Below are 14,272 nucleotides of genomic sequence, written 5' to 3'. Positions count from 1 at the left end.
GAACGTACGATTTTGATATAAAACGGAATTTGTTCTATAGATGCGAAACGCTCCCTAATGCTACAGTAACGGCAGATCAGACATCTGTATAGAGTCTTTCTTACTCATTTGCAGATGCAGAAGCAAAAAAATAATTTACCATAACGGGAGCGTGTATTTGCAAGCCATGAGAAAACCACTTAAAAAGTCACTGGCATTACTTCTAATGTTGTCTATGGTTGGTCCGACATTTGCAGAGAAGAGTTTTGCAGCCGATCAGAAGATTCAGTTCTCTGATATTAAGGGACACTGGGCGGAAGCAAATATTCAAGCATGGGGTGATGAAGGATTAATTCGAGGTTACCTGGATCGTTCATTCAAACCGAATACGTATATTACCAGAGCAGAATTTATGAATTTGGTAAACGGTGCTTTTGGATATTCCGGACAAGCTAAAATTACCTTTAACGATGTGTCTGAGAGTGCATGGTATTACGAAGCAATTTCTATTGCAAATGCGAATGGATATATAGATGGATACACCGATGGCACAATGAAGCCACAAGATCCGATCACCCGTCAAGAAGCAGCTAAAGTGATCGCTGGCATTTTGAATCTGGAGTTAAATGAAACAGCAGCGAATGTATTTAGCGATTCATCGTCTATTGCGGCGTGGAGCAAGGGAGCTGTAGGTGGAGCGGCAGCAGCGAAAATTATCTCCGGTTATGCAGATGGAAGCTTCAAACCGCTTAATTCCATTACGCGTGCCGAAGCGGTGTCTGCGCTCGTTAAGGCTGTGGAAACAGATGCTACTACAGCTGCCAAACCAGCTAAGCCAAAAGGAACGGCAACCGTACTGAATGTTAATCCCCCAGCAGATGAAGCTCGGTTATCCGCCGTGAAGCACGGAGCCAATGCCGGAGACGACACCTTGAAAAATATTGCCGAAACCAATCCGTTTATTGATATTTTGGACGGTTTTGATCAAGTATGGTCCATGAACCAAGCGGATTGGAGAGATGGGACAGCGGCAACCAAAATTGGAGCTGACGGCAAAAATGCAAAGTATGGAGATGGACCGTCCCCATATTATGATGGCTTTAAAAACGATCCAACCGTAGCTGTCGCTGATCAGAAAACATATGCAAATGAAGAGATCCGAAACAAAGCGACTTGGGAAGCCAATATCAAATATGTAGAAAAGGTCACGCAAAATCGCACGGCTGAAGAGACATTGGCAGCCTATTATGATGACCAAAGAGATAAGATCTATAGCGTGATGGAGGGCTTTGGTCCGTTGGCTAACACGTATGTAGATATCATCAAGCCAAAGACAAACGTTGAACGAACGGTGGACGAAATGAATGTGGTATTGACCGAAGAAACAGTGGAAGATGAAAGCCAAGGCATTGGAGATTGGGAAGCAAAGACGGAACTTTCAGACTTGGTCAATTTAGTTGATCTGGTTCGATTCAAAATTCCTGCCTCATCTAATCCTTCTAAATATTTCTACTCTTCCCCTAGACCGTGGAGAATGAATTCCAATGGAGAAGTGAAAGAAGTTGTTGACAGCAAGGGACTGCCTGTATGGGAAACCTTGGGCGAAGGTGAGAAAAAAGAAGTACCTTTGGCTTCAGGCGGCACCAAATCAACAGGAGAAAAACATTACCAGCAATACGAAACTAACGTTAAGCTTATTCCTGCGTTAACTTATGTCAAACGAATCGCTGAGGATGGAAGAGGAAAAGATGGCGCATTTCCGAGCGGACATACCAGTGCAGCTTACTTATCCGTATTTCCTTTGGCATACGCTACACCAGAACGATTCTCTGAATTGTTAACGAGAGCAGCTCAGTTGGGCGAGAATCGAGTCGTAACAGGGATGCACTCACCGCTTGATATTATAGGAGGAAGAATACAGTCGACAGCCATGGCTGCCTATGCACTTAATCAGGCTGAGAACAAAGATGTGTTAGAGAAAGGCTATGAGAATGCAGGAGAAGTATTTGGAGCTGCAGCCAAGGAAAACAATATGAGTCTGTATGAGTATGCACACACCGTAACCGAAGATTACACGTTCAAGAGTGCTTACGATGAACACAAATGGGAAGATCATGATGCCAATAAAGCCTTCTATAGAGAGAAGATGACTTATGGTCTACCACAAACAGGAACCAAAGGGTTGGCTCCCGTTGTACCGCAAGGAGCAGAAGCTCTGTTGGAAACACGTCAACCGTATTTAACAGATGAGCAACGCAGACAAGTATTGTATACAACATCCATTGACTCTGGATATCCTGTACTGGATGAATCCAAGGGCTGGGGTAGAATTGATCTGGTCACGGCTTCGGATGGATACGGTGCATTTTTGAACAATGTAACTGTGGATATGGATGCTTCCAAAGGACGGTTTAATGCAGAAGATTGGTGGAGAAATGATATTACGGGTAGTGGAATGCTTACGAAAAAAGGAACAGGAACCCTTACATTGACAGGAAAAAATAGCTACACAGGCGGAACCTTACTGCAAGCAGGAACATTGGTAGCCGAATCCGCAACGGCTTTTGGTACGGGTGATCTGTATGTAGAAAATGGAACAGTTGTTGTAAATGTCGATGGAGCATTAACCTTGAATAGAAACTTCACCATGGATAAGGGGACGCTGGAATTGGTTGTCGCTGATGGCAACAGTCAACTGAATGTTGGCAGAAAACTCTATATTGAAGGAGGAAGTCTCAAACTCGACTTGTCCAACTATAAGATTGAAGGTTCCAAAGATATTACGTTAATCACGGCTAATGGAATTACAGGTGAATTCGACAGTGTAACGGCAGATGGTTATGACGTTACGGTCACGTATGAAAAAGGTCGTATCATTGCACATGTTGTAGCCAAATAATGAAGTAATTATTCCATGATACAAAGTGAACTAAAGAATGTCACACATGCGACTTCGATGACAGAATAACCTTACGATCATTCTTCGCGAGACAAAATTAGTAATATAGAAAAGGGCTGAAACTACATTGTAGTTTCAGCCCTTTTTGCGTACAGATACGTTGGATTTAGAGCGTTCTTTCAAAATCTACTGAAAGCCGAGACGTATATTAACGAGTCCAGAGTTGGAAAGCGTGCTGCATACTGAATAAGAGCAAGCGATCAGGACTTCACAAAGGTGGCTTCCCTATTTTCCTCTACCAATGAAAATTTTCTTTTCGTAAGGGAGGGACACGAGCTTGTCCTCTCAGTCGCTCTTGGAACAGAGCATGAGCAGGGATTGAGCGCTAACGAATCTGAGGCGTCGTATTCAAGGATTTGAAACGCCCGCAGAAATCTAAAGAATCTGAGACACGTTATATCGAAATGTACGGCGTTTTAGAGCATTTTTATCGAGCGATTTTGGGAAATAACGTGTCTGAGGTTCTTTACAATTTTGAAAGAGGCTGTAGAGGTAATATAAGACGTTCTGTGTTCCTTAGAAAATCGACTGGCTACTCAATAGGAACAGCCAGACGGGAGCTCGATAATTTTGGGACACTGACATTCATCATCGTATAGCATGCCGAGTAAGGAGACACGACCTGATCGGTGGAAATCCAGCCGAGAGAGGAACGAGTCTCGTATCATCGAGGTGGGTATCTAAGTTTAATCATACGGAAGCGGCTGGATGCGTAGGTTATTCGTCGGTGTTGGTACCAGATGTACGACGTGTATTCCCTTCTATCTCCGTAGAGACTTGCTTCGTAGGTTCCAGATCCGTATGTCCTGCGTAGGGGCGATCACTGCGAGAGCGCGTCCCAGTCAACCCGAAACCCGAAGTAAATATAATCAGCTGTAGTCCCAGTGCATAGGGTGCAGCAACAGGTCCAATCAGATGGAGCAAGGAGCATAGGGCGATCAGCAAGGAGAGCATTTTGGTTACTGTACGTGACCTATCCCGTCGTGGGCTGGCCCAGAGCAGGTAACCATATATTATGGTGATCATTAGGGAAATTGCGCGAATCCATGGCAAGATGTTGTCCCATGAGTCCACAGAAACGTCCAACATCCGCTGACGAAATACCAGATCTGTAACCAGAAACCCTGTGGCCGCCAGTGCGGCAGGTTCGGCTACAGGCCGAAGGATGGTCCAGACCGCTGTGCCCCAATGATCTGCAAGAGTATCCCGGCTGAGTTCATCCGATAATACGGTGCACTCCCGTTCCAGTGCTCTGTGCATCAGTCCGATTCTGGCAGGATCATGATCCTTAATACAGTCACGGATCTGGTCCTGTAGCTGAGGGGATAGGTAAGATGCAGCTTTGCAGGCTAACATTGCCGTTATCAGATCGTTATGTTCGTGTTCCGACCGTTCATAATTCCGATTTTCCTGGATGGTAAGTTGTCCCAAGAGGGCTGTACTTATGTATAATGTATCTCGTATCCTTTGCATTCGCCTTTCGTGGCTGCGGCGAACTTCAGTGGCAGACCATATGTATATTCCCAGAAGCAAAGCCATGACGCCAAGCAGCACAGCCACAGCACCTGGGCGTGATGTCAGATCCTCAATCCAACGTTGAAACACACTTGTTCCTCCTTTGCAGCAACTTCACGTATCATGAAACACGCTTCACGTAAGCTTTCTCTCACTATTACACAGGAAGTAGATGAATTCAAGCAGAAAGGGGCACAATTCATGGATCATGTGAGTATTGAACACACACCACCCGCAGCAGTGGAGTATCTTGCCTTGCGGCAGATTGCCGGCCTTAGTGCAATGAGCAGGGAAGGGGCGGAGATTGGATTACCGAATAGCCTGTTTGCCGTATGTCTGCGTGAAGAGGATATGCTGATAGGCATGGGGCGAGTGATTGGAGATGGAGGTTGTTTCTTTCAGGTCGTCGATATTGCTGTACACCCGGATGTTCAGGGAATGGGGTATGGAAAACTGATCATGAGCGAAATTATGAATTATCTGCGTAAAGCAGTACCTGCCCGTGGTTTGGTCAGTCTGCTGGCGGATGTTCCGGCTGATCAACTTTATGCTCAATTTGGATTTGAATACACCAGCCCAAAATCGGAGGGGATGTGGTGGAGGCAGGGAGACTAGTGAACTAGTTAAAAACATATTCGGCGAACCTTTGGATATCCAAAGGTTTTTTGCTTTACAACCATTTATTTACAGGTATAATGTAAATTGAATCCAATTTACGATTTACAAATTACGATATACGCGTGCACTCGTGAAGAATGGAGGAATTGAATATGTACAATGACCAGAAAGCTCAGTTTAACCAGATGGTGGAACGATCTGTGGAGCAGGCGAACAAAAATCTTTCGGGAGCCAAGGGAGTTGTTTCCGTTCGATTAAGTCAGGAAGAGATTGATATCATAGATCAGCTTGTATTTCTTGAATTAGCGAAAAACCGTTCTGATGCGACTGCAATGTTGATTAGGGAGGGTATACGAACCCATCAGACCTTATTGAACGAGATACGCGAGTATACGGCTGAACTGGAACGGGTAAAAGCCAAGATACAACAGACCATTCGAGATTCAGGTTTGGTTACGCGTCTGCATCGTATTAGTGATGATGAATCTGTTACGTACGAGGGAGAGGTGCGTGAAAAAGATGAAAAATGAAATTCGCGGCGACAGCTATCGAGCGGTTTTGCGCCTTCCTTCTTTTGTTGTGCTTCTTGTTGGTAGATTAATTTCTGGCGCAGGTCAGATTTTATTTTCTATGGCGACGATGTGGTATATCCTCCAATTAACGGAGTCGGCACTTGCTGCCGCACTGATTCCGATGTTGCCGTACTTGATCTATGCATTTTTGGGTATTCCCTTGGCTACGATCAGCGATCGCCTGCCGAAAAAGCAACTTTTGATCTGGACAGATATATTGCGTGCAGGCGTAGCTTGCATATTGGCTATTTTGTTCATGACAGGATCCATGCTTCCGTGGCATATTTACGCAGCCAATCTGCTCATTGCAATCCTTGGTTTTTTGTTCAATCCGGCAACCCAGACAGTCATCCCCGCTATTTTGCCAGAACCTGCAAAACAATTAGCTCCAGCCAATGCACTACTCAACTCTTCCTCCAAAACGATTGAATTGCTTGGATACGCCTTGGGGGGAATATTGATCGCGCTCATCTCCGTTCAGTCCATCCTGTTCATCTATGCCGTTACATTTCTGCTATCCGCCATATCCATTTTTTTTATCCGCATCCCTGTAACCAAAGTAGTGAAACAAAAAGGAGTCTCCGGTTTTGTTAAAGATAGCATGCAGGGAATTACATTCCTGTTTTCCCGTAAAATTTTGGCCTGCTGCATTATCTTTGGAGCTATTATCAATTTTGCGGGGGCGCCACTGCACATTTTCACGCCGATTTTTGCCAATATGGTGCTGCAAGCCGGACCACAAGGCTACGGTCTGCTTCAGTCAGCCTTTGCCGCTGGCAGTATTGCAGGTTCTCTGCTCAGTGGTAAATATGCCAAACGACTCTCGCTCGCTCACTGGTTTTTGATCAGTTATCTCATCTCAGGTACAAGTTTGCTGCTCATGCCGATGTTTCCTAACCTGTATATCGCGATTGCATGTTCATTTTTGTTGATGATGGGACTTGCTCTTGTGAATGTACCATTGGTTACTTCCATTCTTTTATCCACCCCGGAAGAAAAGAGAGGACGTGTCATGAACAGTATGGGTGTTTTGATGAGTGGCATTAGTAATCCGCTCGGGTTGTTGCTGGGAGGGTGGTTCATTGAAACGTACAACCCTTCATGGGTGTACATGGGGATTGGTACATTTGTTATTTGTATGGGCATGGCAAGCCTATTTGTCCGACCTTTCCGTGAAGAACGTAGCAAGCGTACCCGGCAACAAACGACCTCGATGTAGTCTGAAATCTGATGTCATATTGCGCCTCTTTTTAGTCTGAGGAAACAAGTAATTTGACATGATCAGGCGAAATAAATGGATTAAGTAAATAATTTATGTAAAATAATTCAATTAAAAAGAAGGAATATCAAATTTTATGTAGAATTTGGTTTATAAGAGGGGGAGACAAATGGGAGGTAATATATCATGGAAAACAAGGAAATTTTATCTGTACAGGATTTGATGGCACTAGAGGTTGAAGAGGATAACAACATGTTTGAGGAAACAAGCTTGTGTACAGTGTGCAGCTGGACTAGCTCACAAACAATCGTTGTTGAGAGCTAGGAACTTCTTTTCACGCTCTATTCACTGAATCATTTGAAAGATAAGTCTTTGATTTTCGCGCATTACTAAAATAATTGTACCTCCCCCTCTTACTTTATTCAAAAAGGAGTGATTCTCATTGAAATTCGCAAGCGTAACCCCAAAGAAGGACGCCTTTGAGAACGCTTTGGAACATATAATCCGGGAACTTCCCCAATCCATCCAATGGTCGAATGACGGCCATTGGATTTGTTTTAGACCGGAAAAATTAAGGCTTCCCGCACAGGGCTGGAAAATTCATCTGTCTGTTATCCCTGTGGAAGGAGCTGAATTGTTGCGACGCATTGCACCTGTTCTCACAGAAAATGATGTGCAATGGAAAGTAGTGAGCAGCGGGCTGAAACTGATTGAAACATCTAACGGTTCCATACCTCTCCCTCAGACTGGGAAGTGTGTCACCATCTACGCACGAGACGAAGAGCAATTCTTGAAGTTACTTGAGCTAATGCATTCATGTACACGTGATCTAAAAGGACCCGCTATTCCGACAGATCGGGCATACCTAGGTAGCCAGTGTGTATTTTATCGTTATGGTGCATTCACTGATCGTTTCTACTATGACCGGTACTCGGGTGCAAAAGTGTATGCCATCCAGAATCCAGAAGGCATGCTGGAGGAGGATCGAAGAACACCTGGCAGGTATAAACCGGAGTGGGTGAATGAACCTGAGGAGTTACTGCGGATTCAAGCCATGGAGAAGAACCAGGCTGCTTCTCGTCACTCCGATTCCAATAACAATGAGTTTGGTATACGAAATATTCGTGTGAGACGTGTACTCAAGAAATCCGGCAAGGGAGGAGTATTTCTCATCTCTGGCACATCCTATGAACAGGCTGTCATGAAAGAAGCGGTCTACCGCATGCGTGTAGACGGTGGTGGGCGCTCTGCTCATAACTATTTGGATAATGAGTATCGCGTGCTTGATCTGATGAAGGATACGGGGGTTACCCCAAGGCCGCTTGATCTGTTTAGTACTGAAAATAACCGCTATCTGATCCTGGAGTATTTTGAAAGCATCAGCTTGCGTGAATATATACATCGCAGACATGTAGCCGCAGATTACAACCGGGCGGATATGCATCGGATGGGTATACATATTCTCAATATGGTGCAGCAATGTCACGATAAAGGAATTGTGATCAATGATCTGACGCCCAACAATATTGTTGTGCTGACGGACGGAAGTGTACGCCTGATTGATCTTGAACTGGCTTATGTCAGAAGTGATGAGAGTCAGGCTGATCCATTGACCGGTCATACTCCGGGCTATGTACCACGGGGACGTGAGCACAGCAGGCGATCCAGTTATGCGGATGATCTTTATGCACTGGGAGGCGTCTTCTATTACATGGCCTCATCCATCGACCCCTATCTGAAATATCGGCAATCCCATCTGGAAGCTGCACAGGCTTATCTGGATCATCAGAGTAATACACAGCTCCGTGGCTTGGGAAGTCTGGGCATCGAGATCATGTCAGGCGGATATGTGGAGTTATCAGAAATTCGTAAAACACTGGTTACATTGCTGGAGCGGCAAGAGGTCAATTCAGGAGGAAGCAAGGATGTAATAGAGAAAAATGAATGCAATATGGAGCCAGAAGAAGTACTCCGTCAGGCCGAGCGTATGGTAAACACATTGTATACTTCTCTTGATTTTAATAACCCCTTGCAACTGTTCCCGGAAAACAGCATGGGCAAGATGTTTCATCCGGCGAATTTCAACTTTGGCTGGACAGGGATGATCTTTGGTTTTAATCACCTTGGTCAGATTACACAAAACAGACAATACCATCAATATGCGTATGAAGTATTGGAATGGATTTTGACGAATCACCCTTACGTTCCAGATGAGACACCTGTAGCATTATACTTTGGATATGGCGCTGTTCCCTGGGCAATGGCAGAGACGGCTGAACGAATAAATGATCCATCGTTGCTTCGACGTGCAGAGGATCTGGCATTGGAAATCACCCGGCATGAGCCAGTACAGACCAATATTAGTCATGGAGCGGCGGGGTTGGGATTGATGCTGCTTGAAATATACCGTATTGGCGGCCGCCCTGAACTTCTGGCAAGAGCAGAGGAACTTGGTGTTTATATTTTGGAACAAGAAGAGCAGACAGATGAATCATTGAGTTTGTGGAAAGTGAAAGATAAATCGGACAAAAAAGGCCATCATTCCCTTGGATTCTCTCATGGCATCGCAGGCATCGGATATTATTTGCTTGCCTTGGCGCAGCGTACAGGAAAGGAAGCGTACTATTCTGCTGTGAAGCGAATTGTAGATACACTTGATCGTACGAGTCATGGAGGACAGAATGGCGTGAGCCTGTGGCCTGCATCCCCGGAAAAACCGGATACACTCTGGGTACATTGGTGTAATGGATCGGCGGGTATAGGTCGATTTTTGATGGCAGCGGCTGATATTTTACAAGATCCCCTCTGTACCAGACTTGGTCTTCAAGCAGCGGATGCAGTGGCACAGGCAACGGTATTTGCTTCTTTTGGGCAGTGTCACGGAATTGCAGGCAATGGAGATTTTCTGCTCTTGGCTAACCGCAAGTTCCCAGGCAGATATGAAACCAAACTAGCGGAGTATACACAGAGTTTGTATGTATTGCGAAGTGATCCACAGGAAGACATATGGATGTGGCCTCTGGAGGACATGGAGTCCTTCTCCCCGGATTATATGACCGGTTATATGGGGATCTATACATTCCTGCTACGCCGTTTTTATCCGTCTGTTACATCCGAACCACTGGTTTATTCAGGTTTCGATTATAACAGGGAGGGGAAAGCGTATGATGCTAACATCCATATCTGACATCCTGCCGCAATGCCAGCACGAATCAGGGAAAACGGGGGATCGCTATTATGCAGTTGAACCTGGAAATGAGAATACCCTATCTTCGTTCATGATGATTGATCAGGGTGAGGGGCAGTACACATTGGATTTATGGAGTGAAGCACATTCCAATCCTTATTGGGGAGATCGGATGTCATCCGTTTTGGATAAAATCACATGGTCCTCTCTATATGCAACTGCTCCTGCCTCATTTCCGTGGGAGAAGCTTGGATACCGGGCGGATGTTCTTGCCCATCGGTATCGATTTTTCGGCAAGTTGAAAGACGTTCCCGTGCCGGTTATGCCTAATGAAGACGCGGTTTGGATGTCTGCGGAGGGGCAGGCGGATTCCCTTGCACACTTGCTCCAGGCCAGTGATCCTACCTGTCCAGGTTGGGAAGCTGCTCGTCAAGCTATCGGAGATATTTATCAGGGTGTATATGGCAAGCTGCTGAAAGGTTCCGGGCTTGTGGAACTGGAGGGAAGTAAGATTGGGGGCTGCCTGTTAAGCGATGAGTTTGGGAGTGTACTCCTTGCTCATATATTCACAATACCAGAAGCGAAACGTCAAGGTTGGGCCCGTTGGCTTGCTGCATATGGTCTCCATCGGTACAGTTCAGATCCGGATCAGCGGATTAAAGCTTCACTTGATGCAAACAACCGGGGCAGTTATCAATTGATGACGGCGTTGAATTTACAACAGGTACCTGAACTTATACACGTATGCCGAATCACGAAAGAGAGTGAACTTTCATGATGCCTGTCTCACTGGAAAGTACGGATTATCATGATCTGAGAAGTAAATGGTTTCGTGTGAGTCATGAACCTGGATTGTTTGTTGTTGAAGGGACATCAGATGCGGTGAAGCATGAAGTTCACAAACTGAAAACGCATTGGCAGGATAAGGTTATACAAATTGCGGTTGGTGATCCGTATGCTACTCTCCCGCTGATCTATCAACTAAATCCATTTCAGCCAATAGATGATCTTGTGGCATGTAAAAATGCGTTATTGAGATTCCAAAGATCAGGGTGGACGCCTGGTAATCGGAAATGGGTTCTGGTTGAAGTATCTTCCTACCTTCACCCTGCGGATCTGGGAGCCATCCACTATATCTTGTATCGACAGAAGCTAAGGGGAGTAAGCGTAGTGCTTTTTTTTCATCGCTATCCAACCATGGCGAGTCATCCTGAGGACATACCCAAACTTCCGGTATCCCTTGTCAGGGATACGCCCGATCAGACCCGACGTTTGTTGGAAGAACAGCTACAAATGGTAAGCAAGGATAAAGGGAAGGAAAAAGAGGCAGCATTGGCGCTTTACAATAGGCTGGCCTGGGTTTTGTTATCCAAATCGGCTGATCCGGCCCGCTACAGGTCCTGTTTTCATTTTTTTGACCATAATTCGTTATTTCAACGGTTGTCGGCGACACAACAGGCAGTACTCTGGTTTGAGTTGGGTCAGCTGTTGACCAAAAACGGGAAGCATTATACCGAAGCGCGACACTGTTATTCCAAAGCTCGGGAAACCATTGCCCATGAAGAGTTAACTGAAACGTATCGTACTGGGAAATGGGCTGCACTTGATAATGGTGAAGCATTAATTGAGATGCAGGAGGGCAATGTAGAACGCGCAATTACGTTGGAGCAACAGGCGGGTCAGCGTATACGCCAGCTTCCTGATGGACCCGATCAGCAGGTTTTTCAGATTCAAACGCTACTAAACATTGCGGGCTTGCAGCTCCGAGCGGGTCTTTATGCAGAGGCAGGTAAGACGTTGCTGGCTGCGGAGAAGTTTTGTGTTGATGCGTATGTAGATTGGTTGGGGCATGTACTGCAATTAAAAATGGTATTACATCAACAGCTTGGTGAGCAGGAGCAGGAATATGAACTGTTGATTCAGTTGTTACGCATGAAGACAAACACTATCCATTCCAAACTGCTTGGCCGTGCCGTGGAAATCGCTGGCGCGCTGATTACTCAAGGATCAGAGGAACGGGCATCCCGGGTGTACCGTCTATTGATGATGGGGCTGCCGGTTGCCAGTCTGCCACAGATCAGATTGATTCGGGAAACATTAGGCAGACTGGGGACCGTTACGCCCCTAGATGCATACACGCAGGACCAGTATATTGATAAACTGGAATCGCAATTGGAGGGATGGGAGCAGTTAAAGAGCTGGAATGAGAGGAGGAAATCCGGTTGGGTTATCCATTCTTGACACGAATGAGCGTGAATAAGGAACGAACGAGTATGCTCTTGGGCTATGATGACAATACATGTGAATGGTGCAGTCTTGATGATACAGGCCGCATGGATAGCCGGCAGATCCTTTCTGAACATGGGACAGAGTCAGAGCAGCACACGCAGCATATTCAGTTTATGGGCAGGAACCGTGTTCTGGTGATTACACAGGACAAGACGGGGAAATGGCTTCATATATACGAGGATGAGGAGCAAGCAAGGCTGGTTCAGAGTCTTTTTGTGAAGTTTCCATTTCCTGTGATGCAGGCCGCTTGGCAAGAGGGGCAATTAATTCTGCTATTTTCCATTAGACATCGTTCAGGAGCTGTTCGTATAGGTCTTTACGATCCCGAGAAGGATGAGGCGCGATGGGTTACTCCTGATCTGGACAACCCGCAATTTGTATTCTGGTCTGCATCAACACGAGAGGTTGGTGTAAACGTTGGTGGATTTGGAAGAGTGTACTCGTATTCCGAAGATATCCTTCCATCATCCAAAATACCCTATAAGGAGTATGCCTACCCTGTGATGGATAAGCAGGGGGATCTGATAGCCGTTTCTATTCCTGTGGAAGATGGCTTCCAGCCGGGATGGATCAGGCAGGGAGAGGATCGGGTGCATGAATGTTCAACGGATAGCCAACCCTTCTCTGAACTGATCAGAATGCAACTCGATCTACATCAACAGCTAGTCCTCTGCGAAGGGATAACCTGCGGCAGGTGGCAATATGTTCAATATACATTGGACAGAGAGAAGAGGTATGAGCTGTATGATTATCCGGGAATCTTGACACAGGCTGTGCTCAGCAGGGACAGGCAGGGCTTGATCGGAAAATATGAATCTATTGTAAGTCCTCCGGTGCCGGGGATATACCGGTTTTTGGAACAAACGCGTACGATTACCCGTTTCCCGGTTGAGCGAGATGAGAGAATTGGCAAGCATCCTGACGAGGAACCCGATGTAATCTATGGATGGGTTCGTTATGGACATGAGATGATTCCGTACATGGACATACACCCGGAGGGCGCAGAACAGGTGGTTATCTATCTTCATGGCGGACCTCATAATTGCCTGTTTGACAGCTTTAGTCCGGTCATCAGCGGATTATATCAGGCAGGAGTGCGGGTTATCGGGCTGAACTATCCCGGTAGTTCAGGGTTCGGCACGGATTACAGGATGCGCATTCAGAACGATTGGGGCGGCGTGGATGCAGATGTCATCCAATTCATGCGGGAGCAGATGTTATCTTCCTATTCACACGTATCTCTCTATGGGGTGAGCTATGGGGCTTATCTGGCATTGCTGGTAGCAGGTAAAAGTCCGGCGTTATGGAGTACTGTGGTTGCCTGTGCACCGTTTACGGATCTGGAAGGACTGTACGCAGGCGGAGGAGCGAAGCTGAGATCATTCTTGGAAACTGAAATCGGTGAGCTTTTGCATGATCCATCTGCCCTGCGGGATAGAAGCCCAACAGCTTATGTATCCGGACTCAGTGAGGTGGATATTCAGCTCATTCATGGTCAGGCTGATCAACTGTGTCCCGTAGAACAGACGGAGAGGTTATATCTGGACATCATGGAAAACAAGCAAATGTCTGGTGCTACAGGCAGGATTGAGCTTCATATCGAGGATATGGCGCATGAAGCTTATTCGGAGCGAATCTGGGCGCAGAAGGCTGTTGATTTTCTAACCTGCAGTAGAGTATCCACGTAAGATAAATACGTGATGTTGAAGCCGCAAATGCGGCTTTTTTGGCTATATTTAAGGTAACGATATGGAAAGGAAATGTTGTTGGGGAAGTGTTGTTCGTGGTCTGATGCGTAGCTTGAGAGGTTAAGCGAATGAACATTAACGTTTACAAGATGTCACATCCGGTTTAAGATGGCGTGAGCCGTTTAAGGTATATAACAATAGGATTAAGTATTAAAATAACGGTAAGTTGACAAGATGATATCTACA

10 protein-coding genes are annotated in these 14,272 nt (G+C 45.9%); 9 read left to right on the top strand and 1 reads right to left on the bottom strand.

Going from position 1 to position 14,272, the window contains the following annotated elements; all coding sequences use genetic code 11:
* Positions 1–151 precede the first annotated feature (151 nt).
* Positions 152–2,878: an S-layer homology domain-containing protein gene (locus tag MKX68_RS08400; RefSeq protein ID WP_340910757.1), complete on the top strand. Its 2,727-nt coding sequence runs from the start codon at positions 152–154 to the stop codon at positions 2,876–2,878.
* Between the two features lie 777 nt (positions 2,879–3,655).
* Here MKX68_RS08400 and MKX68_RS08395 read toward each other — a convergent pair.
* Positions 3,656–4,543, bottom strand: coding sequence for a hypothetical protein (locus MKX68_RS08395; RefSeq protein WP_338590461.1), 888 nt, complete (start codon positions 4,541–4,543; stop codon positions 3,656–3,658).
* A gap of 111 nt (positions 4,544–4,654) precedes the next feature.
* Between MKX68_RS08395 and MKX68_RS08390 the strand changes: the two genes are divergently transcribed.
* The 8 genes from MKX68_RS08390 (at position 4,655) to MKX68_RS08355 (ending at position 14,026) form a co-directional block, all read left to right on the top strand.
* Entirely contained in the window at positions 4,655–5,068 is a 414-nt protein-coding gene (locus MKX68_RS08390) for a GNAT family N-acetyltransferase (RefSeq protein ID WP_253429549.1), read from the top strand.
* 155 nt (positions 5,069–5,223) lie between these two features.
* A complete protein-coding gene (locus MKX68_RS08385) occupies positions 5,224–5,601 on the top strand; it encodes a hypothetical protein (RefSeq protein WP_047840324.1) in 378 nt (125 codons plus the stop codon).
* Positions 5,591–6,862, top strand: coding sequence for an MFS transporter (locus MKX68_RS08380; protein ID WP_338594822.1), 1,272 nt, complete (start codon positions 5,591–5,593; stop codon positions 6,860–6,862). Before MKX68_RS08385 ends, MKX68_RS08380 begins: the two co-directional genes overlap by 11 nt.
* 186 nt (positions 6,863–7,048) lie before the next feature.
* Positions 7,049–7,186, top strand: coding sequence for a hypothetical protein (locus MKX68_RS08375; RefSeq protein ID WP_161799395.1), 138 nt, complete (start codon positions 7,049–7,051; stop codon positions 7,184–7,186).
* Positions 7,187–7,304: 118 nt separating this feature from the next.
* Positions 7,305–10,049: a lanthionine synthetase LanC family protein gene (locus tag MKX68_RS08370; protein WP_338590471.1), complete on the top strand. Its 2,745-nt coding sequence runs from the start codon at positions 7,305–7,307 to the stop codon at positions 10,047–10,049.
* Positions 10,027–10,827, top strand: coding sequence for a hypothetical protein (locus MKX68_RS08365; protein WP_338590473.1), 801 nt, complete (start codon positions 10,027–10,029; stop codon positions 10,825–10,827). The genes MKX68_RS08370 and MKX68_RS08365 overlap by 23 nt, the downstream gene beginning before the upstream one ends.
* Positions 10,824–12,290 (top strand): tetratricopeptide repeat protein, encoded by a 1,467-nt coding sequence (locus MKX68_RS08360; RefSeq protein ID WP_338590475.1) that lies wholly within the window; start codon positions 10,824–10,826, stop codon positions 12,288–12,290. Before MKX68_RS08365 ends, MKX68_RS08360 begins: the two co-directional genes overlap by 4 nt.
* On the top strand, positions 12,272–14,026 hold the full coding sequence (locus tag MKX68_RS08355) for an alpha/beta hydrolase family protein (protein ID WP_340910749.1): 1,755 nt from the start codon (positions 12,272–12,274) through the stop codon (positions 14,024–14,026). The genes MKX68_RS08360 and MKX68_RS08355 overlap by 19 nt, the downstream gene beginning before the upstream one ends.
* The last annotated feature ends 246 nt before the right edge of the window (positions 14,027–14,272 follow it).

The sequence above is a fragment of the Paenibacillus sp. FSL M8-0212 genome (genome assembly GCF_038004645.1).
Classification (GTDB): domain Bacteria; phylum Bacillota; class Bacilli; order Paenibacillales; family Paenibacillaceae; genus Paenibacillus.
Note: the sequence above shows the minus strand (reverse complement) of the source record. Positions and strands in the feature narration are given on the sequence as shown.

Excerpts from the sequence above, each read along its gene's own strand:
- MKX68_RS08360 (WP_338590475.1), top strand. The coding sequence starts at position 10,824 with ATGATGCCTGTCTCACTGGAAAGTACGGATTATCATGATCTGAGAAGT.
- MKX68_RS08365 (WP_338590473.1), top strand. The coding sequence starts at position 10,027 with ATGATGCTAACATCCATATCTGACATCCTGCCGCAATGCCAGCACGAA.
- MKX68_RS08375 (WP_161799395.1), top strand. The coding sequence starts at position 7,049 with ATGGAAAACAAGGAAATTTTATCTGTACAGGATTTGATGGCACTAGAG.
- MKX68_RS08385 (WP_047840324.1), top strand. The coding sequence starts at position 5,224 with ATGTACAATGACCAGAAAGCTCAGTTTAACCAGATGGTGGAACGATCT.
- MKX68_RS08380 (WP_338594822.1), top strand. The coding sequence starts at position 5,591 with ATGAAAAATGAAATTCGCGGCGACAGCTATCGAGCGGTTTTGCGCCTT.
- MKX68_RS08390 (WP_253429549.1), top strand. The coding sequence starts at position 4,655 with ATGGATCATGTGAGTATTGAACACACACCACCCGCAGCAGTGGAGTAT.